Genomic DNA, 25,179 nt, shown 5'->3' on the forward strand with positions numbered 1-25,179 from the left:
CCTCGCTGTCGAGGGTTCTTGTCGTGATTGTCACACCGAGCCGTTTACCAGCGGGTAGGAATTCGGGTGCGGAAACCGCGGCGATAGGGTGCGGGACGTGGCCACCAACACTCTCCCAGCGACGGGAACTCCTCGACCTGCGTCGGCACGCCGCACCACCGTGTTCATGAAGCTGCTCATGGCCCTCTCGGGCGCGCTCTTCGTGTTCTACGTGCTGGTGCACATGTACGGCAACCTCAAGATCTTCGGCGGTGTCGAGGCGTTCGACGAGTACGCCTTGCACCTGCGCACGCTGCTGACGCCGATCCTGCCGTTCGGCGGGTTCCTCTGGCTCTTCCGCGCCCTGCTCGTCGTCGCGCTCGTCGCGCACGCGTACTCCGCGTTCTACCTGTGGAGCAGGGCCCGCGGCGCCCGCACGAACCGCTACGTGGCCAAGGCGGCCGCGAAGGCGACCGTCAAGAGCAAGATGATGCGCTGGGGTGGGGTGGCGCTGCTCCTCTTCCTCGTCTGGCACCTGCTCCAGTTCACGATCCTCAAGTTCAACGTCGGTCCCGACGCCGCCGGCGACAGCGCCGGCAAGCTCGTCATCTCGAGCTTCCAGGTCTGGTGGGTCGTCGTCATCTACCTGCTCGCGCTCGTCGCGCTGGGCATGCACCTGTGGCACGGCGTGTGGAGCGCGTCGCAGACCCTCGGCTGGACCAACAACGCGAAGTCGCGCCGGACCGCCAAGGCGACCGCCACCGTCATCGCGCTCGTGACCGCCGTGGGCTTCGCGCTCCCGCCGCTCGCCATCCTGTTCGGAATCGTCAAGGGGAACTGATCCATGACCGACACCCAGACAGCCAGCACCGTCGCGCCCGAAGCCCCCGCGGCTCCCGCCCGCGAGGCGGCGCCCGGCGTCGTGCACGGCCTCTACACCGAGGGCGAGCCGATCGCCGACACGAAGGCCCCCCAGGGACCCATCGAGGCCCGCTGGAACAAGCGCAAGTTCGACGCCGCGCTCGTCAACCCGGCCAACCGTCGCAAGCTCACCGTCATCATCGTCGGCACCGGCCTGGCCGGTGGCGCCGCCGCGGCCACGCTCGGCGAGGCCGGCTACAACGTGAAGTCCTTCTGCTACCAGGACTCCCCGCGCCGCGCGCACTCCATCGCCGCGCAGGGTGGCATCAACGCCGCCAAGAACTACAAGGAGGACGGCGACTCGACGTTCCGTCTCTTCTACGACACGGTCAAGGGCGGCGACTACCGCTCCCGCGAGTCGAACGTCTACCGCCTGGCCGAGGTCAGCGCCAACATCATCGACCAGTGCGTCGCGCAGGGCGTGCCGTTCGCCCGCGAGTACGGCGGCCTGCTCGACAACCGCTCGTTCGGCGGCGTGCAGGTCTCGCGCACGTTCTACGCGCGCGGCCAGACCGGCCAGCAGCTGCTCATCGGCGCCTACCAGGCGCTCGAGCGCCAGGTCGCGGCCGGCACGGTCGAGATGTTCAGCCGTCACGAGATGCTCGAGGTCGTCGTCGTCGACGGCAAGGCGCGCGGCATCATCGCCCGCGACCTCGTCACGGGCGAGATCGAGACCCACCTCGCCGACGCCGTCGTGCTCGCCTCCGGCGGCTACGGCAACGTCTTCTTCCTCTCGACCAACGCGATGGGCAGCAACGTCACTGCGACGTGGCGCGCGCACCGCAAGGGCGCGCACTTCGCGAACCCCTGCTACACGCAGATCCACCCGACGTGCATCCCCGTGGCCGGCGAGCACCAGAGCAAGCTGACCCTCATGTCGGAGTCGCTGCGCAACGACGGCCGCATCTGGGTGCCGAAGAACGCCGCCGACTGCGAGAAGGACCCGCGCGAGATCCCCGAGGAGGACCGCGACTACTACCTCGAGCGGATCTACCCCTCCTTCGGCAACCTCGTCCCGCGCGACATCGCGAGCCGCCAGGCCAAGAACGTCTGCGACGAGGGTCGCGGCGTCGGCCCGAAGGTCGGCGACTTCCGCCGCGGCGTCTACCTCGACTTCACCGACGCCCTCAAGCGCATGAGCGCCGAGGCCGTCGCGGAGAAGTACGGCAACCTGCTCGACATGTACCAGCGGATCACGGGTGAGAACCCCTACGAGGTGCCCATGCGCATCTACCCGGCGGTGCACTACACGATGGGCGGCCTGTGGGTCGACTACGACCTCCAGTCGAGCATCCCGGGCCTCTTCGTCACCGGTGAGGCGAACTTCTCCGACCACGGGGCCAACCGTCTCGGCGCCTCGGCCCTCATGCAGGGCCTCGCCGACGGCTACTTCGTCCTGCCGAACACGATCCGCGACTACCTCGCCAAGGGGCCCTTCCCCAAGCTCGAGGAGTCCCACGAGGCCGTCGTCGAGGCCAGGGCCTCGGTCGATGCACGCGTCTCCAAGCTCCTGTCGATCAACGGCGACCGCTCGGTCGACTCCTTCCACAAGGAGCTCGGCAACATCATGTGGGAGTTCTGCGGCATGGAGCGCTCCGAGGAGGGGCTGCTCAAGGCGATCGACCTCATCCGCGGCCTGCGCGACGAGTTCTGGCGCAACGTCAAGGTGCTCGGCAGCGCCGACACGCTCAACCAGAGCCTCGAGAAGGCCGGCCGCGTCGCCGACTTCCTCGAGCTCGGTGAGCTGATGTGCATCGACGCGCTGCACCGTCGCGAGTCGTGCGGTGGCCACTTCCGCGCCGAGTCCCAGACCGAGGACGGCGAGGCGCTGCGTCACGACGACGAGTACGCCTACGTCGCCGCGTGGGAGTGGGGCGGTCAGGACGGCGCGCCGGTCCTGCACAAGGAAGACCTGGTCTACGAATTCGTCGAGATGAAGCAGCGGAGCTACAAGTGAATCTGACTCTCAAGATCTGGCGCCAGTCGGGGCCCAAGGCCAAGGGCGAGATGGTGACCTACCCGGTCACCGACATCTCCGAGGACATGTCGTTCCTCGAGATGCTCGACGTGCTCAACGAGCAGCTCAACGCTCGCGGCGAGGAGCCGATCGCCTTCGACTCCGACTGCCGCGAGGGCATCTGCGGCATGTGCGGCCTCATGATCTCCGGCAAGGCCCACGGCCCCGAGGTCACGACGACCTGCCAGCTGCACATGCGCAGCTTCTCCGACGGCGACGAGATCACCATCGAGCCGTGGCGCGCCGACGCGTTCCCGGTCATCAAGGACCTCGTCGTCGACCGCGGCAGCTTCGACCGCATCATCCAGGCCGGCGGCTTCATCAGCGCCAACACCGGCTCGGCCCCCGAGGCCCACTCGGTGCCGGTGCCCAAGCCCAAGGCCGACCGCGCCTTCATGGCGGCGGCCTGCATCGGCTGCGGTGCCTGCGTCGCGGCCTGCCCGAACGCGTCCGGCATGCTCTTCATGGGCGCCAAGATCACCCACCTCGGCGAGCTCCCCCAGGGCCAGCCGGAGCGCGACGCCCGTGTCGTCAGCATGGTGACCCAGCACGACCTCGAGGGCTTCGGCGGCTGCACGAACATCGGCGAGTGCTCGTCGGCCTGCCCCAAGGAGATCCCGCTCGACGTCATCAACCAGCTCAACAAGGACCTGCGCGGCGCCCTGATGCGCGGCGAGTGAGGCGCGACGCGCCCACCGCAGGACCCCCGACGACCCGCCCCGGAGCATCCGGGGCGGGTTAGTCTTTCCCGGCGATGACGCCCAGAGACCCGGCCCGACATCGCCCGTGGACGGTCCCCGTCGCGGGCGCGGCGCTCAGCGCGCTCGGACTCGGGCTCGCCCTGACGACGGCGTATGCCGTCCCGCCGGCTTCCGTGACGCCCCTCCCCCGCGTCGCACCCGCGGCAGCACCCGTCGCCGCACCGACGTGTGCTCCGTGGCAGACGCGTCAGGCCGTCCCGGTGGGGGTCACGCTGACGCCGAGGGTCTTCCCCACCGACGAGCCCGCTGCTCGGGCGTCGACCGCGCGACCCTCCGTGACGAGCTCTGCGACGACCTCTGCGACGAGCCCCGCGACGGCGCAGGCTCCGGTGCCGGTCCCGCGACCGACCGGCTCGACGACGCCGGCCAAGCCGCCGAAGGTCCGCGTCGTGTGCCGCAACGCACCACCCACCCCCTTCGCCCACCCCGCGTGGAAGCCCGAGACGGTCGTCGGCGGCTCGCGCCTGGCCGAGTCCGGGGTCGTCGTCGACCGGCCGGCCTCCGTGCCGGCGCCGCCCGAGGTCTACGACGTCTCGTACGTCGTGGCCGACCTCGACACCGGCGAGGTCCTCGCGGCCAAGTCGCCGCACGCGTGGCTGCGCCCGGCCAGCACCCTCAAGACCCTCACCGCCCTGACGCTGATGCCACGCCTCGACCCACGACGGGTCGTCGTCGCCGGCCAGGACGCCCAGGACGCGGCCGGGTCACGCGTCGGCATCCTCGCCGGCAACCGCTACCCCGTCTCGAGCCTCTTCGACGCCATGCTGATGTTCTCGGCCAACGACGCCGTCTACGCGCTCGCCGACGCCGCAGGCGGCTACGCGGCCACGGTGGAGCTGATGAACGTCACGGCCCGTGAGGTCGGGGCCCACGACACCCTCACCGTCGACCCGAGCGGTCTCGACGACGGCGCCCAGCGGTCGAGCGCCTACGACCTGGCGCTCATCGGGCGCGACGCCATGCGCCTGCCGGCCTTCCGCGCCACGATCACCAAGCGCGACAGCGTCTTCCCCGGTGGGAAGGACAAGCACGGAAAGGTGTGGCCCGCCTTCCACGTCTACAACATCAACGAGCTGCTGCGGCACTACCCCGGCGCCGTGGGCATCAAACCCGGTCGCACCGACCGCGCGCAGCACACCTTCATCGGGGCGGCGACCCGCGGCGGTCGCACCCTCGTCGTGGCGCAGATGGGCAGCATCACCGGCTCGTGGAAGCCGACGGCGGCCCTGCTCGACTGGGGCTTCGCCAACGCCGACCGGGTCACGCCCGTCGGGCGCCTCGTCGAGCCCGGCGAGGCCGCTGCACCCGCCGCCGCACCCGAGCTGCCGGTGCTGCCCAGCGACGGCGCGACCGGCACCGGCGTCGGCTCCGGGACCCTGCCGGGCACCTGGGCAGGGACCGGGACCCCGGCGCCGGTCGCGGCCCCGGCGAGCGAGACGACGGCATCCGACCGCACGAGGTCGCTCGTCGTGCTCGCCGCGGCCGGTGTCGTGGTGACCATCGGCGTCGTGCTCCTCGCGTTCGCCCGCCGCCGACGTCGCACGGCGTGAGACGCTGACCCCATGTCAGGGGTCTCGTCGCACGCCCCGGTCGGCCGGGGCGGCTCGGACTCGGTCGGGCTCGTCGTCAACACGTACGAGCGGACCTACCGCGACGTGCTCAGCCCCGGGTTCTTCCCGGCCATCGCCGCCCAGAACCGCCGCGAGAGCGACGAGGTGGTGGCGCTGGTCAACAACGTCGCCGACCGTGCCGACGCCCAGGAGCGGGCTGAGGCCCTCCGTGCTGCCGGGGAGATCAGCGCCTATGCCTTCGTCGCCGACCACCTCCCGCAGGCCCTGCGCGCCGCCCGGCTCCCGGCGCGGGTGCTCCGACGACGTCCGTACCTGCTCGACTACGGCCTCGTCATGCCACACGTCGTCGGCACCCGCTGGCTGCTCGGCTGGGACGCCGAGACCCGGCTGCCTGTCCCGACCGACTGGCTCACCCCGTCGCTCGAGCTGCTGGGCGACGACCCGCGCGTCTTCCACACCTCCCTCGGCTGGTCGGTGGCGCCCGGCGAGCCCGGACCGCTCGGTGAGGCCGTCGACCACGTCGGTGACTTCGCCCTCGGGTGGGGCTTCAGCGACCAGCTCTTCCTGCTCCGCCGAGCCGACCTCGTCGGGCCCATCTGGCGCGCTTTCGCACCGGCCGCGGCCGTGCGCCACGCACCTCACCCCTACACGTTCGAGTACCGCGTCGAGGCCCACCAGCGAGCCGTCCGTCGCCACCGGGCCACGCTCACGACGGTGCGGTACGAGACGAACGACCTCTCGACGGGCGTCGTCGAGCGCGACGGCAGGTCGTGGCGCGACGACGCCGAGCGTCGCGCGCTCCTCACGCTCGAGGCGACGGTCGTGGCGCGCCTACCCCAATGGGTCGGGCCCCGCTTCCGCCGCTGACCGTCAGCGCCGTAGCCGACGCGCCCCGGCCACCGCCGCTGCGACCGCGGCACCGACGACCGCACCCGCGGCGAGGCTGACCCGGTCGACCGCGCGGGAGCCGGCGCCGTCCCGTACAGCCACGTCTGCGTGCCCGGGCGCCACCGCGAGGGGGGCTGCGGCATACGGCACGAGGCTCGTGTCGGCACCGGAGGCGACCGGGGAGAGGAAGACGGGGCGAGCGGCCCTGGACAGCGTCGAGCGGCCGGTGTCGTCGCCCAGGGCGTCGAGGTCGACGTCGTTCGCGGCCCACGCGGCCGAGAGCAGGATGACCTTGGACATGAGGTCGAGCCAGAAGAGCAGTCCCACCGACAGGGCGACCGCCCCGAGCAGCGGGTTCGCCGTGGCATGGCTGACGAGGAAGCCGCCGAAAAGCTTGAGCAGCGTGAGGATGACGGCGCCGATCACCGCTCCCTGACGGATGTCGCGCAGCGGCAGCGGTGCCCCCGAGAGGGTCCGCAGCAGGACGACGAGGATGAAGGTGTCGAAGACGACGCCGACGAGAAGTCCGACCAGGCCCACGAGGAGCCCGTTGCCCTCGAGACCGACCCACCCGGCGACCTGCTCGGCCAGACCCCCGATGCTGCTCGTGAGGATCGCCGAGACCGCGACGGCCGTACCGACGGTCACGAGGACGAGCAGGTCACGGGCCGTGGTCCGCACCATGGCGTGTGTCGCGACCTCCAGGCCGAAGACGCCCCGGATGCCGGTGCGCAGGGCCCGGACCCACCCCATGCCGGCGAACAGCAGCGTCACGAACGAGATGATGCCGGTCAGGGTCAGTGTCAGGCTCGCCGGGGCCTCGATGCTGATGATGCCGTCCGGGTTGGTCGGCGTCTTGACCATGCCGGGGAGGGCGTTGTTGAGCGAGTCGGCGATCGCGAGGACGAGATCGGGGCGGTCCTGCAGGACGAAGCCGAAGATCGCGAAGGCGAGCGCGAGCGCCGGGAAGATGGAGAAGAAGGCGTAGTAGCTGACCCCGGCCGCGAGCAGGTTGCCGCTCGACCTGCTGAAGCGGGTCCACGCCCGGTACGGAGGCAGGGCCTTGAGCCGGTCCATGACGGGCCCCAGCGCCGGCACCCGTCAGCCCCCGGTGAGGGTGAACTCGTGCACGGGACGCCACACGTCGTCCTCGCCCAGCTCGTAGAGGTGGTACGCGCCGACCTCGAACGCGACGGAGTAGTCGGCGAGGTCGGTGAAGGCGAGGTCGAGCGACTCGGCAGGCACGTTGTGCGCCACGGTGACGTGCGGGTGGTAGTAGAACTCGAGGTCGCGGCTCACCGGACCCGAGCGCAACGACACCTCGAGCGCCTCGCAGTTCGAGACGCCCCGGGCCACCTGGATGAAGACGACGTCGGACAGCGGACGGAACGTGCCCGTGCCACGCAGGACGACGTCGAACGGGGCGTGCGCGGCGGCGACCGCGGCGCAGTGGCGCCGGAAGGCGGCATAGACCTCGGCGTCGACCTCGGTGGGCGGCAGCAGGGTGATGTGCGCGGGGATCTGCCAGGCCTGGGGGTCACCGAAGTCCGCCCGGCGACGCTGGAGATAGTCACCGTGCGGAGCCGGGATCGGGATCGAGACGCCGATCGTCGTGGGGCGCGCAACACTCACGGACCCGACCGTACCGAACTCGACCGGCACGCGAGTGCCGTGGGTCGTCCGGCTTCGCCCCGCAGTCCGGGGTGCACCGGCGATTCGGGCGTCATCGGCCGGGCTCGCGGCTACGCTGACGCCGATGTCCTCGCCGCCGCACCTCGCGCACGTCCCGATGCCGCTCGCCGGGGACGGGAGCTCGGTCGCGCACGTCGTGCGTGCCCTGACCCGTGAGCACACGCTCGCCGGGGGGCGATCGACCGTCATCACGTCGGACAACCGCGAGGCGACCTTCCCGGATGCCGACACCGTGCCCGTCGACTACACGCGCCACTGCCCGCGCACGTGGTTCACGCCCGCGGAGTACCGGCAGGACTGGGCCCTCGGCGCGCTCCTGCGTGAGCGTCCCCACGCCGCCCGGCTCTTCGAGCCCGCCGCCGAGGCGCTGGCCCGGGTGGCCCCCGACTGGGTGCTGCTGCACGAGGGCCACTACGCCGTCACCGCCCTCCCGCTGCTGCGGCGCACGCTGCCGTCCGCCACGCGGATCGCCCTGCACGTCCACAACGGCATCTCGGCCTCGGTGCGACGTCCCGAGCTGAGCCACCTGCTCCGCCATGCGGATGCCGTCATCGGGGTGAGCGCGTTCATGGCCGACGGCGTGCGCCGGCGCGCGTGGGTCGACGACGCCAAGGTCACCTGGGTGCACAACGGCGCCGACACGACGCGCTTCCACCCGGCCGCCCCGGACGGACGTCGTGGCACGGAGGGCCGGCTCCGGCTGCTCTACGTCGGCCAGGTCGCGCCGCACAAGGGCGTCGACCTCCTCCTCCAAGCGCTCGCCGCGATGGGGCGTCACGCCGACCGCTTCGAGACGCGCGTCGTCGGCAGCTCGGAGCTGCGCGACACCGCAGGCACGAACGACTTCGAGAACCACCTGCGCGACCTCGCCGGCCACGTCGCCGGACCCGTGTCGTTCGAGCCGTACCTGCCCCAGGACCAGGTGGCCGACCTCTACCGGTGGGCCGACGTCGTCGCGGTCCCCTCGCGCGCCGAACCCTTCGGGATGGTGCCGCTCGAGGCCATGGCCTCCGGCGCCCTCGTGCTCGCGAACGACGCCGGCGCCCTGCCCGAGGTGCTCGGACGGGTCGGCCGGCTCGTGCCGCCGACAGTGGCCGGCTGGGTCGATGCGCTGACCCGTGTCACGCGCTCCGACGTCACCGAAGGGCGGGAGGACGCCGTCGCACGCGCCCGCGGCTTCACGTGGGCGGCGAGCCACGACGCCCTGCTGCGGGCCCTCGCGTCTCGCTGACGTCGTCTCCAGCAGACGTCAGGGGCACGCGGAGACCACGACCCGGCATACCCCCGCGGCGGTTGGCACCCGGGGGCGTCAGGCGCGGACGCGGCGGCGGACCTGGCGTCCCTGCTCGAGGGCGAAGCGGCTGAAGGCCTGCGTCAGCACCGTCGGCGACAGTCGCGCGGCCGCCCCCAGGTGGTCGAGGACGGCGCCCCAGTCGCCCGACTCCTTGGCAACGCGGGCGTTCTCGACGGCCTGCTCCCCGTGCAGGCGGCGCACCTGGGCCAGGCCCGTTCGGATGGCGGAGGCCGTGTCACGGTCGCCGTCGAACTCCGCCGCGACGAGGTGGGCGTCGAGGACCGCCACCGCCTCGGCCGCCGCGCGACGGTAGTTCCGGGAGACGTTGGCCTCGTGCACGTGGTAGGTCACGAGCTGTTCCGGGAGGTACGCGGGTGGTCCGTAGCGGCGGAGCAGGTCGAGCACGAGGGCCCAGTCCTGCTGCTGCGCGAGCAACGGGTCGCTGCCGCCCACCGCGGTGTAGTGGTCCCGCGACACGACGAGGCTGCTCATGAGGACGTAGGCCCGGCAGGCCAGAGCGTCACGGTAGGCGGCGTGCACCGGCGTGGCGGGCAGGTCGGCGTGCGGCAGCCGCCAGACGAAGCCGGTGTGCGCGAAGGCAGCACTCTCGTCGCCGCGGAGCAGGTCGAGCTGGCGCCGGAGCTTGGCCGGCTCCCAGGCGTCGTCCTGGTCGAGGAAGGCGACCCAGCGCGAGTCGGTCAGGGCCACCCCGACGTTGCGCGCGACGGACACGCCGCCGTTGGCCTGTCGGTGCACCCGGACGCGCGGGTCGCCGGCGGCCGCCTCGAGACCCGGAACGGCCGCGAGCTCCACCGGCTGCGCCGACCCGTCGTCGACGACGACGCACTCCCAGTCGGTCAGGTCCTGGGCGAGCACGCTCCCGAGGCTCCGGGCCAGGTGAGGTCCCGGGTTGTAGGCGGGGATGACCACGGCGATCTCGGGCACCTCGCCACCCTAGTGACGCCGCTCCGGCGCCAGGTCGCGATCGGTGAAGACCCGGACCGTCGTCTCAGGGGCGCAGCGTCGAGGGGAGCAGGCCGACCTTGTCGTAGACGCGGCGGACCGTCGCCTCGGCGACCGCACGGGCCCGCTCGGCGCCGTCGGCGAGGATGCGGTCGAGCTCGGCCCGGTCGGCCATGAGCTCGAGGGTGCGGGTGCGGAACGGCGTCACCGCCTCGACGACGACCTCAGCGACGTCCTTCTTGAGGTCGCCGTAGCCCTTGCCGGCGTACTGCTCCTCGAGGATCGCCACCGGCGTGCCCGACAGGGCCGAGTGGATCGAGAGCAGGTTGGAGATGCCCGGCTTGTTCTCCTCGTCGAAGCGGATCTCGCGCTCGGCGTCCGTGACGGCCGAGCGGATCTTCTTCGCGATGCGCGCGGGCTCGTCGAGCAGGCTGACGAGCCCGGTGTCGGAGGCGGCCGACTTGCTCATCTTGGCCGTCGGCTCCTGGAGGTCCTGGATCTTGGCCGTCGCCTTCATGATGTGCGGCTCGGGGACGACGAGCGTGTCGCCGAAGCGCTGGTTGAAACGGCCGGCGAGGTCACGCGAGAGCTCGAGGTGCTGACGCTGGTCCTCGCCCACCGGGACGACGTTCGCGTCGTAGATGAGGATGTCGGCGGCTTGGAGCACGGGGTAGGCGAAGAGGCCGACGTTGGTGTTGGTGCCCTTGGCCGACTTGTCCTTGAACTGGGTCATCCGGCTCGCCTCGCCGAAGCCGGTCAGGGTGCCGAGCACCCAGTAGAGCTCGGTGTGCTGGGCGATGTGGCTCTGGACGAAGAGCGTCGAGCGGGTGGGGTCGACGCCGCCGGCGATGAACTGCGCCGCGGTGATGCGGGTGCGCTCGCGCAGCACCTCGGGGTCGGGAGCGACCGTCAGCGCGTGCAGGTCGGCGACGAAGTAGAAGGCGTCGTGCGTCTCCTGCAGGCGCACCCACTCGACCAGCGCACCGATGTAGTTGCCGAGGTGGAGCGAGTCGCTCGTCGGCTGCATGCCGGAGAGGCTGCGCGGCGTCGTGGTCGGGAGGGAGGGCGTCGAGGACATGGGTGCATTCTGGCCCATGGGTGACCGGGGGCCCCAAACCGGTCCGCCTCGAGCCGCCTCCGACGACGCGTCGTCAGACGGGCTCGAGGGCGTAGTCGGCGACGACTGGTGCGTGGTCGCTCCAGCGCTCGGCATACGTCGGCGCCCGCCCGACGAAGACGTCGGTGACCGTGGCGGCCAGCCTCCGGGTCGCCAGCTGGTAGTCGATGCGCCAGCCGGCGTCGTTGTCGAAGGCCTTGCCGCGCCAGGACCACCACGAATAGGGGCCTGCGACGTCACCCGCGTGGCGGCGCTGGACGTCGACCCACCCGCCGTCGGCGAACCACCCGTCGAGCACGGAGCGCTCCTCGGGCAGGAAGCCCGCCTTCTTGAGGTTGCCCTTCCAGTTCTTGAGGTCGGCCTCGCGGTGCGCGACGTTGAGGTCACCGGTGACGAGGACGAGCTCGTCGGCCTCGGCCGCACGTCGCATGCGCTCCGTCATGGCCGCGAGGAAGGCCATCTTGACGTCCTGTCGCTCGGTGCCCGCCTCGCCGGTGTGGACGTAGGCGGAGACGACTGTCAGCGGTCCTGCGGCAGTGGCGACGTCGGCCTCGACCCACCGGCCCTCGTCGGCGAACGCGCCGTCGATGCCGACCCGCACCGCCGTCTGGGGCTCGCGCGTCACGACGGCGACGCCGGCGCGTCCCTTGGCCGAGCCCTCGGTGTGCGCCACCGACCAGTGCGCCAGGCCGGCGTCGGCGAGCACCTTGGCGAGCTCGACGTCGTCGGCGCGCACCTCCTGGAGGCAGAGGACGTCCGGCTCGGCCTGCTCCAGCCACGGCACCAGGCCCCGCCTCGCGGCTGCTCGGATCCCGTTGACGTTGGCCGTGACGACGCGCATGGGCCGATTGTGCAGGAGGGGACCGGCGCCCGGCCCGCCGCCCCGTGGGATCACCCGATCACCCCCGGTGGTATGCCGTCCCCTGCCTAGAATGCGACGTGCCCTCCGACGCCCTCGCCCTCGCGCCCGTCATCCTCGCGGTCGTCCTCGTCGTGAGCGCGGTCGGCAAGCTGCGCTCGCCGAGTGCGTCCGCCGAGGCCTTCCGGGACCTCCGCGTGCCGGCGCCCCTGTCCGGCAGGCTCGTCGTCGAGGCACTGCCGTGGGGCGAGCTGCTCCTGGCGGTCGCCCTGCTCCTCGTCGGTGGCCAGGTGGGCGTCGTCGCCGCGGTGGCAGCGCTCCTGCTCTTCACGGCATACCTCGTGCTCGTGGTGCGCGCCGTGGGCTTCGACGAGGACGTCGACTGCGCGTGCTTCGGGGAGTTCGCACCCGGACGGATCACCCGTCGCACGGTCGTGCGCAACGCGTGGCTCGTCCTGCTGGCGGTCCTGGCCGTCATCGTTGCGGCACAAGGCTCCTCGGTCGCGGCTCGGGTGGCCGACGAGCGGCTGCCGTGGTGGTGGCTCGTGGCCGCGGTGGCCGCGGCCGTGACGACGGTGCTCGTCGTCGGGGGCCGGGCAGCCGCGCCGGAGACGCGGCAGGACCCGACGGCGTACGCCGAGGACGAGGGCGACTACGTCCGCTACCGCACGCCAGCCCTGCCGGTCACGCTCGGCGACGGCTCGACGACCAACCTGCGAGCCCTCAGCAGCGCCCGCGCCCAGCTGCTGCTCTACGTCTCGGACACGTGCGGGAGCTGCGAGGCCATCATCGCGGCAGCCCCCGTCTGGAGCGAGGAGCTCACCGCCCTCGACGTCCGGCTCGTGCTGCGCAACGACCCTGACCAGACGCAGCTCACCTCGGCCGCCGAGCCACAGACGGTCCACGACAGGGACGGCCTGCTCGTCGACAGCTTCGGGGTGCACGCCACCCCGAGCGCCCTGCTGCTCGGCGCCGACGGGCTGCTCGCGGGGGGACCCGTCGTCGGGGTGGACCACGTCAAGGACTTCGTCAGCGACATCCGGGCCGAGCTGGGGCTGCCGGTCTGACACCACGAACGACCGAGGTCCGGACGTGAGACGCCGATGCGCGGCCCCCGGAGGGACCGCGCATCAAGTCGTGCTGCCCCAGTCGGTCAGGGCTGGAACTGCTGGGCACCGACGATGGTGCACGGGCCCTGGACGGGCGGCGTGCCGCCGAGCGATGCCTGGCTCGTCTGCGAGATGAACGTCGACGGGCAGGCGCTGCCGCCGGCACAGTCGTAGATGCGGTACGAGATGGTGACCGTCGAGTTGGCGCTGTTGCCCGTCACGTCCGCCGACGTGTAGATGAGCACCCGCTGGTTGAGGGCGCCGTCCGGCGAGCAGTAGACGTGGCTGGCGTTGAGCGACGGGCACGAGCACGTGCAGCTCGTGTTCCCGCCCGGCAGGACGACCTTGTACGCCCCGAGGTCGGGACTGCCGGCCACCGTGATGCTCGTGATCTCGACGATCGCGTCACGCGGCAGCGGACCGGTGACGTTGTTGGAGATCGCCTCGAAGACGTAGCCCTTGAAGGTGGACTGCGAGTTGCCCGGCAGCTTGCAGGCATTGCCGTTGAGCGTCAGGAAGCCGGCGGACGCCGCCACCGTGGGCGCAGCCCCCGCGACCACAACGGCGGGCACGGCCCACGCCGCGCCCTTGACGACCGAGCGACGGCTCGGAGGCGCCGAGTCGGCGCCGTGATTGTGTGACATGAATGAATCCCCCACTCGATGACTGACCCCCCCGAGTCACTGGTCAACATACCCGAGCGACAGGGCCCGGATGCCGGGAATCACACACCTTGCGACCGGCTGCCCAGATCACGGTCGGATGACGCCCGAAATGTCGCCTTTGGGACCCTGACCTGCGACGATGACCCTTTCGTCGACGAGCGCGAGCACCGCCGACCGGACGAGTTCCGACACTCCTCCGGCGGGTGGGTCACCGAGCCGGGACACCAGCTCGACCTCGAGCTCGGCGAGGGTCCGTCCCGGGCCGATGGCGGCCCGGACGGCGTCACCGAGGGGGGACAGCCGCACGACGCGGTGCCCGGTCGGCCCCGCGACGAGCACGACGGTCCCCACGGCGGTGGAGTAGGTGTCGAGCAGGTCGCCCGACCGCAGCATGGTGGACGACGTGACCGTCGCGACCACCTCGACGGGGTGGCTCATCGCGGCCTCCCCAGCACCTCGGTCACGACGGGCTCGACGTCGGCGGCGTCGTGGTAGCGGACGCGCCTCAGCCCCCCGACGGCCTGCACGATCTCGGCGAGGCGATGGAGCGGACGGTCGAAGGAGGCGAGGGAGGACGTCTCGGGCGCCAGAAGGACGAGGGCGTCGAGCACGTCGACCTCCTCGACGACGACGGCCTCGCCGGGCTCGAGGTCACGACGCAGCAGCACGATCCCGGCGAGCCATGGCTGCACCTGCGGCGGGCGGAGCCCGAGATCGGACGGCGCGACCTCGTCCTTGGGCTGACCGGTGGCAGGGCGCCGGACCGACAGCGGTTTGGAGTACGCCGAGACGGTGCCGTCCGAGGCGATGCCGACGGTCTCGTCCGTGACGTAGCCCCGCCCCTGACCGAGGGTCCGGACGAGCGTCGTCTTGCCCGTGCCGCCCGGCGCGACCATCGCGATCGTGGCACCCGAGCGCTGGTCGCAGAGCGCCGACGCGTGGAACATCATCAGCTCTCCGGCGCGCGCCAGGATCGCTGCCCGGGTGACGAGCTGGGTGAGGGACTGCAGGGCAGCCGCCGCCTCGTCGTCACCGGCGTCCGGCGACAGCTCGGGCGCCGCGACGACGGGGCACCCGACGACGGCCGTGGTGCGACAGGCCGACCACGCGTGCTCGACCCGTCCCCTCAGGCGGTCGTCGGCCACCTCGATGGCGACCGTCGCTCCCAGCGCCTCGACGTGGAGCAGCCCTTCGCCCGCAGCCGGGGCCGTCATCCTCCCGCCTCACCGTCGCGCAGCCGGTGGAGCACCTCGGCCACCTGGTCGACCCGGCGAGACCAGTCGGCGTCCGCCGCACGCTCGGGGTCGGTGCGCCGCTCCTCGACGGGTCCGGCACGGCCCGCAGCCGCGACGACGGCCGGCACGAACGCCTGCTGGTCGACGACGGTGACACGGTCGTCGTCGACGTCGCGGAAGCCGGCGACCGGCGTCGCCACCACCGGTCGGCCCGCCGCCTGGTACTCGTAGAGCTTGATCGGGTCGAGGCTGTCGGTGAACGGCGTCACCACGTGCGGCACGACGAGCACGTCGGCGTGCTGCAGGTAGGCCGGGACATCGGCGCTCGGGCGCGCCCCGAGCAGGACGGCTCCCGCGCCTTCGAGACGCGAACGCTGCTCCGTCGCAAGGGCGTTCGGCCCCACCAGCACAAGGCGACCGACCCCCTGGAGAGCCCGCGCCGTGGCCACGCAGAGGTCGACGTCGAGGCGGTCGCCGTGCAGGGTGCCGACGTAGACCGCCACAGCGCCGTCCGGCAGGTCGGCCGGTCGGTCGTGCCCGACGAGGTAGGCCGCCGTGTCGACCCCGTTGGGCACGAGCGTCACCTCCCGGAGGGCTCCCTTGCTCGCCGCGAGCGCCGGAGAGCAGACGACCACCTCGTCGCACCGGGCCAGCAGCACCTGCTCCTGCGCGATGATCCGCTCGGTCTCGGCGGTCGACCGCTCGGCCAGCGTCCAGTCGTCGGTGACGTCGTAGAGCGAGCGCCACGTCGTGGCCTCGACGAGCAGCGAGCCCGCCGGGTCGTTGACCCAGAGGACCGGGTCGGCCATGCCGAGAGACCGGGCGGTGCGGAGGACCTGGCGGGCCCAGCGCTCGTCGACCCGGCGGTCGACCCGACGCGGCAGCCACTTGGTGGGCTCGAGCAACCACAGGGCCTCCGGCCGTATGCCGTCGAGCGGTGGGCCGGCACGCAGCCCGCGACCCAGCCTCGGCTGGCTGGCGCCGAGGGCCGCGTGGAGCGGATCGGTCGCCGGCTCGACGAAGAGCACGCGCAGGTCGGGGTCGCGACGCAGCAGGCCGGCGACGAGGTGCTGGTTGCGCCGCCACACGCCGTCCCAGGCCTCGAGGGAGGTCACGACGAGGTCCACCGAACCACCTCCCGGTAGACGTTCGCGGTCTCCTGCGCCTGGTGCGCGGGAGTGAAGAGGGCGCGCTGGACGACCTGCAGCGCAGCGGCGTACGCATCACGGCGCTCACGGTCAGCCGCAAGGGCCGCGAGCAGCGCGCCTGCACGGGCCGCGTCACCGGGTGGGTGCAGTGCGGCGCCCTCGACGGCCCCGACCGTCTCGAGGTGGCCTCCGGCCCCCACGGCGACCACCGGCAGGGCCGCCGCCATGGCCTCGAGGACCGTCAGGCCGAGACCCTCGATGCGGCACGGCGCGAGCAGCAGCCCGGCTCGGTCCATGAGGTCCGGCACGTCACGGCGGTGGCCGAGGAAGCGGGTCGCGTCGGCGATGCCCAGCTGCTCCGCGAGCGCCGTCAGCGCCGGACGCTCGGCTCCGTCGCCGGCGACGTCGAGGCGCCACCCCTGCGAGCCAAGGCCTGACCCCGCGAACGCGCGCAGGGCGACATCGGTGTCCTTCTCCGGCTCGAGGCGCTGGGCGACGAGCACCACGGGGTCGCGGTCGCACGACGCCCGGCTCGTCGTGGTCGAGTCGACCCCGGGGTGGATGACGACGCTGGCGCCGTCGATCGTCTCGGCGACGTAGTGACTGATGGCGATCTGGGCGTCGACGCGACGCGCGGCCCCGGCGGCGGCAGCGGCCGACACCGGGTTGCTTCCCCGGTCCCGGGCGAAGTGACGCGTCACGACCAACGGCGTGCCGACCCCGACCAGGGCCGTGGCACAGGCGATCTCGGCAGCGGTCATGTGGGCGTGGACGACGTCGGCTCGAGCGGCCCAGCGGCGCACGGTCGTCAACACGTCGGTCACGGTTGCGGCCGGGAGGGTGCGGACGCCCTGCCCGGAGGCGGTCTTCATCCGGTCGGGATCGCCACCGACGACGACGACCTCGTCGCCGGCCGCGAGCTGGGCGCGGGCCAACCGCGCGACGTGGCTCTCGACACCGGCGAACGCGTCGGAGCGGATGGCGTGCAGGATCCTCACGTGGCTCCCCCACCGATGCCGGCCGGCGACGCGTCTCCCTGGCTCAGGCCGGTCAGCAGGTCGAGGTATCGCCGCGCGACGCTCGCCCAGGAGTGCTGCTCGGCACTCTCACGGGCTGCAGCCGCGGTCGTGGCCGGGTCGAGCGCGAGCACCTGCGCCAGACCCCGCGCGAGGTCGTCGGGGGTTGCCGAGACGACAGCGCCGTTGACCCCGTCGGTGACGACGTCGGGCACGCAGCCGGTCGCGGTGGCGACGACGGGAACCCCGCAGGCGAGTGCCTCGAGGACGACGAGCCCGTAGGACTCGTAGGCGCTCGGCATCGCGACGGCCTCGGCCGCGTGGAGCCAGGGCCGCGGGTCGGGGTGGGCGCCGGCGAAGTGCAGACGGACACCGAGCGCCTCGGCCGCCTCGCTGCCCGACTCCGACGCGATCATCTCGGGGGTGCCACCGACGACGACCACATGGACCTGCGGACCCAGCCGCGCGACGGCGTCGACGAGCAGGGGAAGCCCCTTGCGCCCGAACTCGTTGCCGATGAACAGGACCATCTGGTCGTCGGTACCGAGCCCGAGCCGGCCGCGGGCGGCATCGCGCTCCGCCGGGCTCGGCGGACGGAAGCGCTCGATGTCGACGCCGTTGCCGATGACGACGGTCGGGATGGCGAGGCCGGGGTAGAAGCGTCGGAGCAGCAGCTCCTCGTCAGAGACGAGGTTGACGACCACCCGGTGGGTCGCGGGACGCGAGTAGCGCAGTCGGTCACGCGTCGTCGTGAAGAGGTGCAGCGGGTTGCGGGCCATCCGGAGCCGGTAGTGACCCCGCGCCTTCATGGCGGCCTGGACGATGCCGTGGTTGACGTAGACGTCGCCGGCCAGCGCGTCGTTGTGGCAGATCGAGAGCAGCTCGGGGTGCCGGCGCAGGTGACTCCTCGCCCGACGCGTCCCCACGGTCGAGAACCAGACGACTCGACCGATGAGAGCCAGGCGTCCTCCGATGCCGCCGCGCGGAGCGGGCAGCCACGCCCCTCCCGCCTCGGCCAGGGTGAAGCGTCGGACGTCGACGCCGAGACGCTGCCACTCCTGCTCGAGGTGGTGGGCGACGGCCCCCACCCCCGTGCCCGGACCGATCTCGGGGGTGATCTGGACGATCGTCGTCATGCGGCCGCCGCCGGCACGCGCGGGAGCCGGGCGAGCGCGGCCTCCCGTTCGGCGTCCTCGCGCTCGGCGTGCCAGCTCGCTCCGAGGCACAGGCCCAGGACGACGAACGGCACCGACCCCTGGACCGCCGCCCAAAAGAGGTCGAACTGGCCCTGGACCAGGCGCGACACGAGGACCGCGACGGCGAGCGAGCCGTAGGCCGGGTCGAGCCGCCAGGCCACGCGCAGGGCCACCACCATGAGCAGGACGAAGGCGGCGAGGCCGACGACCCCGGCGGAGGTGAGCACCTCGATCTCGGCGTTGGGTGGCTGGAACTGGAACGGGAACCGGTCGGTGTACCACCAGCGCAGCCCGACCCCGAACCACGGGTCGGAGCTCCACACCGTCATGGAGTCCTGGAACCACGTCAGCCGCTGGAAGACCGAGTTGAACTGGTTGTCGGACTTCACCTGGTCCTGCACGAGGTTCGTCACGAAGAGGACGAGCGGTGCGACGAGGAGCAGGACGAGCTTGGACCGTTTGCGGTCGGTCTTGGAGCGCAGGACGAGGATGAAGACAGCCGCAGCGAGTCCCACGAGGGCCTGGCGTGACTGGGTGAAGAACACGGCGGCGAGCATGAGCGTGACGAGGACGACCGACCATCGCCGGTTGATGCCGACCCACACGGGCCGGGCGTAGACCATGACGACGCCCATCGCGCAGACGGTGCCCGCGAAGTTCTTGTGCATCCCGTACGGGAAGGACGGGTAGACCGGTGAGAAGTCGCCGTGCGCGAAGAGCAGGGCTCCCTCGACGACGGTGATGAGCGCGAGGATCGCGATCGTGCCGACGATGAGGCGGACCCCGGTGCGGCCGTGGCCGTTGGCCCCGACCGCCCAGCCGACGACGAGGGAGCCGCCCACCATCATCCAGGCGTGGGCCCACTCGACGGCGTTGGCGGTGTACGGGTTGTTGACGACGGTGACCAGCGTGGCGAACTGGTAGACGGCGGACGCCCAGAGGACCGAGCGGAGCCCCGGCGAGAACGGCCTTCGGGCGAGCAGGAGCGCCGGGACCGCGGCCGCCGCGAGGGCGAAGTCCGACAGCGACAGGTCGACCCCGCCGCTCCCGACGCGCAGCACGACGAGCAGCAGCGGAAGGACGGCGAGCGGGATGAGGCCGGGCTGGACGGCCGTCAGACCGATGGCGAGGACCGCGGCCGAGACGACGACGGCGGCCTCGGGCATCGTGACGGCGAGACGGCCGACGACGGCGACGAGCACGACACCGCCGAGCACGAGCCCGACCTTGGCGAGCAGCTCGGTCCGGCCGGGGCTGCGAAACCGCTCGGGCAGCAGGGTGGTCACGAGGTCACCGCCCTCACGGTCGAGTCGGCGGGCCGGATCTCGGACCGCACGGGCCCGGCGACGTAGAGCCGCACCCGTGCCCGTGCGGCACGGCCTCGGTCACCGCGCAGCACGACGCCCCGCACGGCCGATCCGAGGACCTGCCCGGCCCGCCCCACCTGCCAGCCCACGGTGCCGAAGTGCTTGCGGAGGTAGACCTCCTGGGCGGCGTGGAAGTGCCCCTCCCGCCGGGTCGGATCCGTGCTCGTGGCTGCGCCCACGTGCGTCGCCCGGGCTGCGGGCACGAGCGCATGGCGCCAGCCGAGCAGGACGGCGCGATGGGCCCAGTCCGTCTCCTCGGCGTAGAGGAAGAAGCGCTCGTCGTCGAAGGGACCGACGTGGTCGAGGGCCTCGCGGCGCAGCAGCAGGACCGACCCGATGACGTAGCGGTTGCGGCGCAGGCGGCCGAGTCCGGCGGCCTCGACCCACGTCGCGATCGGGGACGGGAAGGGCCACTCGACCCGCGCGGGCGCGCCGGTCGCGTCGACCTGGGACGGTCCGACGCTCGCGAGATCGGGCTCGGCGAGCAGTGCCGTGCGCAGGGCCGCGATGTCGGCGGGGTGGACCACCGCGTCGGGATTGACGAGCAGGACGTCGGAGCGCGGGTCGACCCGACGCAGCGCCTCGTTGACCCCGGCCCCGAAACCCCCGTTGCGACCCGGGTCGACGTAGTGGGCACCGGCAGCGTCCGCCACGGCACGAACCGCGGGCGACGAGGAGTTGTCGACGACGGTGACTCGCATGCCGGGCAACGGAGCGAGCGCCCCGGCGAGCAGGTCGGGCTGGCCGTACGCGACGACGACGACCTCGAGCGGCCGACCCTCGGGGTCGGCCGGCGCCCACTGCTTCGTCGCGGCGCGGTACAGGGCGTCGTGTTCGGCGGCGATGCGGTCCCACGAGGTCGCCGCCGCGCGCTCGCGCCCGGCCGCCCGCAGCCGCCGGGCGACGTCGGTGTCGTGCACCACCTCGCTGATCGCCTTGGCGAGCTCGGCGACGTCGCCCTCGGCGACGACGAGAGCGGCGTCGCCGACGACCTCGGGCAGCGCGCCGCTGTCGCTGACGACGACCGGGATGCCGCAGGCCATCGCCTCGAGCGCGACTCGGCCGAACTGCTCGACCCACGAGCGGGTCGTGAGCGACGGGACGACGAGCACGTCGAGCGAGCGGTAGAAGTCGGGGAGCCCCTCGGGCGCCAGCGCGCCGAGGAGCTCGACACGGTCGGCGATGCCGAGCCGTCCGGCGAGGTCGAGGAGGGCGTGCTTCTCAGGTCCGTCGCCGGCGAGGCGTACGCGCACGGCGGGCTCGAGAGCGACGGCGCGGAGCAGCACGTCCGCCCCCTTGGCGGCGTCGAGGCGACCGGCGAACCCGACGACGGGCACCTCACGGCGCGTGCCGGCATACGCCACCGGGGTGAAGACGGTCAGGTCGGTGCCGAGGTCGACGGTGCGGGCACGGCCCGGGAATCCCTTGCGCTCGGCGATGCGTCCGGCCGCCTCGTTGCACACGTTGACGCCGCTCGCGTGCCGCAGGGCCGCACGCTCGATCCAGCGGAACGGGACGGGGTGGCGCTTGTCGATGTTCTGGGCGGAGTAGAGCAGGTACGGCGCGCGTCGGCGACGAAGCCACCGCAGCACCAGCACCTCGGCGGTCGCGAGGGCGAAGGGCTCCTCGTGGACGTCGATGACGTCGACGGGTCGGCCGAGGGCCCGCCACAGCGGGCGGGGGTCGTAGAGGAAGAGGGCGGGGTGGGAGCCGACGGTCCGGGCGGGCTCGACGGGCTCGCCGGGGCGCACGGACAGGGCGACGCGGCGTCCGCCCTCGGACCACACCGCAGCCGACACGACGTCGACGCGGTGGCCGAGGCGTCGCAGGGCCCGCTCCCGCTCACGCCATGCGTCGACGACGGCGCTGTGGGACACGCGCAGTGCCCACATGACCACTCACCCCTCTCCCCGTGCCGTCCCCCGGATGTCTCCGACTCGGCACAACCCCTTGGATGATATGGGAGGATCGCCGCACGTACTGTCGAGTTGGGCCGGGGGGGGCAAAGTGACGTTCCGGGAGTTCCTGGGCGTTCTGGGGGCACGGTGGCGCATCATCGCGGTGAGCCTGCTCGCCGTGGTGGCGGCTGCTGCCGTCCAGACGATGCTGACGCCTGCCGTCTACTCGTCGAGCTCGAAGATCTATCTTCGGGCGACGCAGCCGGCCAGCGCGAGCAACAACAACCAGGTCGCGACGTACGCCGTCCAGGCCTCCGACCTTGCGACGTATCTCGAGGTGCTCACGTCACCGTCGGTCATGGAGCCGCTCCGGGACCGCCTCGGTCTCGCACCGGGGACGCCCATCAACGTCTCCGGTGAGGTCTCGCAGACCTCACCGATGATGACGATCACCGCGACCGGTGGCGATCCCGAGCTGCTCGCGCGGATCGCCAGCGAGTCCGGCCCCGTGCTCGCCGAGGTGGCGACGAAGAAGTTCTCACCGCTGCTCGCCGCCAACGGCCAGTCCGTCGAGGCCACGACGATCACCCCCGCCAACGTGCCGGGTGAGCCCACGTCGCCCAACGCCAAGCGCAACCTCGCGCTCGGTGCCCTCCTCGGCCTCGCCCTCGGCATCGGCCTGGCCCTGCTCCGGCACACTCTCGACACCAAGGTGCGCACCGAGGACGACATCAAGGCGCTGTCCGACCGGCCGATCCTCGGCGACATCCCGATGGTCAAGTCGGTCAAGAGCGGACTGCTGTCCCTCGAGACGGACCCGCACGGGCGGCACGCAGAGTCGATCCGGCGGCTGCGCACGAACATCCTGTTCGTCGACGTCACGACGGCCGGGCACTCCTTCGTCGTCACCTCCTCGGTGCCGGGCGAGGGCAAGACGACGACCACGGTCAACCTCGCGATGGCGATGGCCGACGCCGGCTCGAAGGTGCTGCTCATCGACGGCGACCTGCGCAACCCCTCCGTCGCCAGCACGATGGGCCTCGACGGCTCCTTCGGTCTGACCACCCTGCTGCTCGGGCAGGCGGACCCGGAGGACGTCGTCCAGCGCTGGCGCGAGACGACCCTCCACGTGCTTCCGGCCGGCCCCGTGCCGCCGAATCCCAGCGAGCTGCTCGGTTCGGAGCCGATGGAGGTCCTCTTCGGCAAGCTGAGCCACGACTACGACTTCATCCTCGTCGACAGCCCGCCCGTCGTCCCGGTCATCGACGCCGTGCTCATCAACAAGCTGACACACGGGCTGATCATGGTCGTCGGCGCGGAGCGGACGAAGAAGCGCGACCTCGCGAGCGCGGTCCAGTCGCTCGAGACCGTCGACGCCCCCGTCGCCGGCTTCGCCCTCAACATGGTGTCGTCCGGCTCGTCGACCGCGCACCGCTACGGCTACTACGGCTACAACCGCGACGCCGACGCCAAGCCGAGCCGTCGGGAGCGGCGCTCGCAGGCCAAGCACCACGCCTGACCGGCCGCACCGGGCGGACCGGCCGCCCGGCCACCCGGCCGCTCGGTCCGGTGAGGGCTCAGGCCCCGGGCCGCGCGTCGGAGTCGGCACCCAGGGGCACGAGCAGCTCGCGCGCGCTGAGGTCGGCGACGAAGGCGGTGACATCGGCCGCGATCGCCTCCTCGGGCTGTCCGACGAGCTCGGCGACGCGGGCGACCCATCCCGTCGCGGGAGCCGTCGTGGCCTCGGCCCAGATGAGGGCGGCCGCACCGTCGAGGACGACGAGCGGGCCGCCGGGCAGGCGTGCGACGTAGACGGACATCCCGTCGTCGCTCACGGTCACCCCGGCGTCGGGTCCGGGACGGTAGGCCGCACTCACCTCCGTCTCCCACGGGCGCGGCGGGAGACCTGCTCCCTCAGGCCCCGCGCCGGACGGCCGAAGAACTCGGCCACGATCTCGGCGCGCGACACGGGGCGTCCACGCACGATCGTCAGGTGCTCGACGTTGACGAGCACCGAGCGCGACGCGACGGTCAGCTTCGCGCGCAGGCCCCGGGCCGCCCGCACCCGGGCGCGCCACTCCTCCATCCGCGTGCCACCGCGCGACGCGACGCGCCAGAGGTCGTAGGCCGGGTCGTCCCGGTGGTCGTCGAGGGTGCCGGTGATGACGGAGAAACCGAGCCCGGCGTCGAGCCGGTCGACCCACTCGAGGATGCGGGCCCGCCGGGTCTCGTCGGCCGAGGTCCACACCCACTCGACGTCGTGGGCGGCCTTGGGGTCGCTGCCCCCACGGGCGGCATGGAGCAGCAGGAGCGCGGCCTGGGCGTCGCGCGCCGGGACGGCGCACTCCACCCCGCCCAGCACCGTCGTCGTGTGCTCCGACCACAGCGTGTCGAAGGCCAGCTCGGGCGTCGGCCCGGTGCCCGGATAGATCCGGTGGAGGTCGAGCAGGCCGAAGTCGCTGTGGCGCAACGTCGCCGAGTGCTCGAAGGACGAGCCGTACGCGAACGAGTTGATGAGCTCCCAGCCGTGGTGGCGCAGCTCGTCGAGGAGCATCCGCACGTGCTCCGGTCGCGCGAGCACGTCGGCGTCCGAGAAGCCCCGGCCGGGCACGAGCGTCGGGTCGAGGGCCGCGCCCTTGACGTGCAGCAGGTCGGCGCCGCACCGGTCGGCGACCCACTGGAGGCAGGCGTGCGCGAACCCGATCCGAACCTCGAGAGGCACCGTCGCCCCCACCTCGGGGGGCGCCGTCGCCTCGTGGGTTGCCATCGCGCGAACCCCCATAGACTGCAAGCGGACTGGTCGATCGCACCCTAACAGCCCCGTAGGAGGCGCACGTGTCGCATCGCGATCGGCTCCGCTGGGCCGGTGCGGCCGTGATCGCGGCGGCAGCCTTCGTGCTCGTGGCCCTCGTCTCGACCCGCACCGGCGTCGGGGTCTCGCTCGACGAGGCCGTGCGCAACTGGGTGCTCAACGAGCTGCCCGGACCGCTGCGCCAAGGCCTGGACCGGCTCGCGCGCCCCCTCGTCATCGTCGTGCTCGCCCCGACGGTGCTCATCCTCGCGCTGCTCGCCCTCGTCCGTCGGGGCTGGCGGCGCGCCTTCGCGGGCGTCGTCATCCCCGCGGTGAGCACGGTCGTCGCCCTGGAGCTGCGCACCCGCGACGTCTTCGGCATCGGCGGAGACGCCTTCCCGTCCAACCACGCCGCCGCCGGTCTCGGGTTGCTCGTCGGGGTCGCGGTCGTGTGGCCCCGGCCCGTGACGCGGCGAGGGCTCGTCGCGCTCGGCGTCGCGGCGTTCTGCACCGCGCTCGGCAACGTCACGTGGTACGCGCACCAACCCCGTGACGTCCTCGGCAGCGCGCTGCTCGTCGTCGCGGTTGCCGCGGCGACCTTCGCCGTCGTCGGGGGCGACTCTCCCAACCTCGCCGCGGAGGTCCGGGTCTCGCGCCGCACGGCCGGTGCGACAGCGGGGCCCGTCGGCTGA

Annotated in this window: 24 protein-coding genes; 9 read left to right on the forward strand and 15 right to left on the reverse strand. The window is 72.4% G+C overall.

The features are described 5' to 3' along the window. The first annotated feature begins 97 nt into the window (after positions 1 to 97). The 5 genes from H283_RS0117000 (at position 98) to H283_RS0117025 (ending at position 6,116) form a co-directional block, all read left to right on the forward strand. The gene (locus tag H283_RS0117000; protein WP_043649981.1) at positions 98 to 820 is read left to right on the forward strand and encodes a succinate dehydrogenase cytochrome b subunit; all 723 of its coding nucleotides are present in this window, start codon (positions 98 to 100) and stop codon (positions 818 to 820) included. Between the two features lie 3 nt (positions 821 to 823). After that, positions 824 to 2,857, forward strand: coding sequence for a fumarate reductase/succinate dehydrogenase flavoprotein subunit (locus H283_RS0117005; protein ID WP_020144730.1), 2,034 nt, complete (start codon positions 824 to 826; stop codon positions 2,855 to 2,857). Next, positions 2,854 to 3,597, forward strand: a complete 744-nt coding sequence (locus tag H283_RS0117010) for a succinate dehydrogenase/fumarate reductase iron-sulfur subunit (RefSeq protein ID WP_020144731.1) — start codon at positions 2,854 to 2,856, stop codon at positions 3,595 to 3,597. Before H283_RS0117005 ends, H283_RS0117010 begins: the two co-directional genes overlap by 4 nt. A gap of 74 nt (positions 3,598 to 3,671) precedes the next feature. Next, positions 3,672 to 5,228 (forward strand): D-alanyl-D-alanine carboxypeptidase family protein, encoded by a 1,557-nt coding sequence (locus H283_RS0117020; protein WP_081633914.1) that lies wholly within the window; start codon positions 3,672 to 3,674, stop codon positions 5,226 to 5,228. Positions 5,229 to 5,240: 12 nt separating this feature from the next. Then, positions 5,241 to 6,116: a hypothetical protein gene (locus tag H283_RS0117025; RefSeq protein WP_020144734.1), complete on the forward strand. Its 876-nt coding sequence runs from the start codon at positions 5,241 to 5,243 to the stop codon at positions 6,114 to 6,116. 3 nt (positions 6,117 to 6,119) lie between these two features. Here the strand turns inward: H283_RS0117025 and H283_RS0117030 are convergent, their stop codons facing one another. Both H283_RS0117030 and H283_RS0117035 read right to left on the reverse strand, forming a co-directional pair. Beyond that, positions 6,120 to 7,214: a YihY/virulence factor BrkB family protein gene (locus tag H283_RS0117030; RefSeq protein ID WP_043650020.1), complete on the reverse strand. Its 1,095-nt coding sequence runs from the start codon at positions 7,212 to 7,214 to the stop codon at positions 6,120 to 6,122. A 24-nt stretch (positions 7,215 to 7,238) separates the two neighbouring features. Then, complete coding sequence (locus H283_RS0117035; protein WP_028785688.1) at positions 7,239 to 7,769, reverse strand: 2'-5' RNA ligase family protein; 531 nt, start codon at positions 7,767 to 7,769, stop codon at positions 7,239 to 7,241. Between the two features lie 124 nt (positions 7,770 to 7,893). On the opposite strand from H283_RS0117035, the gene H283_RS26830 reads away from it, so the two are divergent. After that, positions 7,894 to 9,060, forward strand: a complete 1,167-nt coding sequence (locus H283_RS26830) for a glycosyltransferase family 4 protein (protein ID WP_020144736.1) — start codon at positions 7,894 to 7,896, stop codon at positions 9,058 to 9,060. A 78-nt stretch (positions 9,061 to 9,138) separates the two neighbouring features. Here H283_RS26830 and H283_RS26835 read toward each other — a convergent pair whose 3' ends face one another. From H283_RS26835 to H283_RS0117055, 3 genes are all read right to left on the reverse strand, one after another. Next, a complete protein-coding gene (locus tag H283_RS26835) occupies positions 9,139 to 10,068 on the reverse strand; it encodes a glycosyltransferase family A protein (protein ID WP_020144737.1) in 930 nt (309 codons plus the stop codon). Positions 10,069 to 10,132: 64 nt separating this feature from the next. After that, entirely contained in the window at positions 10,133 to 11,182 is a 1,050-nt protein-coding gene (trpS, locus tag H283_RS0117050) for a tryptophan--tRNA ligase (protein WP_020144738.1), read from the reverse strand. Positions 11,183 to 11,237: 55 nt separating this feature from the next. Next, the gene (locus H283_RS0117055) at positions 11,238 to 12,044 is read right to left on the reverse strand and encodes an exodeoxyribonuclease III (protein WP_020144739.1); all 807 of its coding nucleotides are present in this window, start codon (positions 12,042 to 12,044) and stop codon (positions 11,238 to 11,240) included. A 98-nt stretch (positions 12,045 to 12,142) separates the two neighbouring features. On the opposite strand from H283_RS0117055, the gene H283_RS0117060 reads away from it, so the two are divergent. After that, entirely contained in the window at positions 12,143 to 13,129 is a 987-nt protein-coding gene (locus tag H283_RS0117060) for a MauE/DoxX family redox-associated membrane protein (RefSeq protein WP_020144740.1), read from the forward strand. Between the two features lie 86 nt (positions 13,130 to 13,215). Here the strand turns inward: H283_RS0117060 and H283_RS0117065 are convergent, their stop codons facing one another. The 8 genes from H283_RS0117065 to H283_RS0117100 form a co-directional block, all read right to left on the reverse strand. Next, on the reverse strand, positions 13,216 to 13,815 hold the full coding sequence (locus H283_RS0117065) for a hypothetical protein (RefSeq protein WP_020144741.1): 600 nt from the start codon (positions 13,813 to 13,815) through the stop codon (positions 13,216 to 13,218). Between the two features lie 108 nt (positions 13,816 to 13,923). Further along, positions 13,924 to 14,274 carry a hypothetical protein gene (locus H283_RS0117070; RefSeq protein ID WP_020144742.1) on the reverse strand — a complete coding sequence of 117 codons (351 nt, stop codon included), beginning with the start codon at positions 14,272 to 14,274 and terminating at the stop codon, positions 13,924 to 13,926. Next, the gene (locus tag H283_RS25550) at positions 14,271 to 15,050 is read right to left on the reverse strand and encodes a hypothetical protein (protein WP_020144743.1); all 780 of its coding nucleotides are present in this window, start codon (positions 15,048 to 15,050) and stop codon (positions 14,271 to 14,273) included. Before H283_RS25550 ends, H283_RS0117070 begins: the two co-directional genes overlap by 4 nt. Beyond that, positions 15,047 to 16,198: a glycosyltransferase gene (locus tag H283_RS0117080; RefSeq protein WP_020144744.1), complete on the reverse strand. Its 1,152-nt coding sequence runs from the start codon at positions 16,196 to 16,198 to the stop codon at positions 15,047 to 15,049. The genes H283_RS25550 and H283_RS0117080 overlap by 4 nt, the downstream gene beginning before the upstream one ends. Continuing rightward, positions 16,183 to 17,217: a glycosyltransferase family 4 protein gene (locus H283_RS0117085; protein ID WP_020144745.1), complete on the reverse strand. Its 1,035-nt coding sequence runs from the start codon at positions 17,215 to 17,217 to the stop codon at positions 16,183 to 16,185. Before H283_RS0117085 ends, H283_RS0117080 begins: the two co-directional genes overlap by 16 nt. Beyond that, entirely contained in the window at positions 17,214 to 18,371 is a 1,158-nt protein-coding gene (locus tag H283_RS0117090) for a glycosyltransferase family 4 protein (protein WP_020144746.1), read from the reverse strand. The genes H283_RS0117085 and H283_RS0117090 overlap by 4 nt, the downstream gene beginning before the upstream one ends. Next, a complete protein-coding gene (locus H283_RS0117095) occupies positions 18,368 to 19,717 on the reverse strand; it encodes an O-antigen ligase (RefSeq protein ID WP_020144747.1) in 1,350 nt (449 codons plus the stop codon). Before H283_RS0117095 ends, H283_RS0117090 begins: the two co-directional genes overlap by 4 nt. Next, positions 19,714 to 21,690 carry a glycosyltransferase gene (locus tag H283_RS0117100; RefSeq protein ID WP_231372313.1) on the reverse strand — a complete coding sequence of 659 codons (1,977 nt, stop codon included), beginning with the start codon at positions 21,688 to 21,690 and terminating at the stop codon, positions 19,714 to 19,716. The genes H283_RS0117095 and H283_RS0117100 overlap by 4 nt, the downstream gene beginning before the upstream one ends. A gap of 115 nt (positions 21,691 to 21,805) precedes the next feature. On the opposite strand from H283_RS0117100, the gene H283_RS0117105 reads away from it, so the two are divergent. After that, on the forward strand, positions 21,806 to 23,215 hold the full coding sequence (locus tag H283_RS0117105; RefSeq protein ID WP_020144749.1) for a polysaccharide biosynthesis tyrosine autokinase: 1,410 nt from the start codon (positions 21,806 to 21,808) through the stop codon (positions 23,213 to 23,215). 58 nt (positions 23,216 to 23,273) lie between these two features. Here the strand turns inward: H283_RS0117105 and H283_RS0117110 are convergent, their stop codons facing one another. Both H283_RS0117110 and H283_RS25555 read right to left on the reverse strand, forming a co-directional pair. Next, complete coding sequence (locus H283_RS0117110; RefSeq protein WP_020144750.1) at positions 23,274 to 23,573, reverse strand: PqqD family peptide modification chaperone; 300 nt, start codon at positions 23,571 to 23,573, stop codon at positions 23,274 to 23,276. After that, positions 23,570 to 24,463: a nucleotidyltransferase family protein gene (locus tag H283_RS25555; RefSeq protein WP_020144751.1), complete on the reverse strand. Its 894-nt coding sequence runs from the start codon at positions 24,461 to 24,463 to the stop codon at positions 23,570 to 23,572. Before H283_RS25555 ends, H283_RS0117110 begins: the two co-directional genes overlap by 4 nt. 68 nt (positions 24,464 to 24,531) lie before the next feature. Here H283_RS25555 and H283_RS26840 point away from each other — a divergent pair, with 68 nt between their 5' ends. Further along, positions 24,532 to 25,179 (forward strand): phosphatase PAP2 family protein, encoded by a 648-nt coding sequence (locus tag H283_RS26840; RefSeq protein WP_020144752.1) that lies wholly within the window; start codon positions 24,532 to 24,534, stop codon positions 25,177 to 25,179.

It is taken from the genome of Terracoccus sp. 273MFTsu3.1 (assembly GCF_000383675.1).
GTDB lineage: Bacteria > Actinomycetota > Actinomycetes > Actinomycetales > Dermatophilaceae > Terrabacter.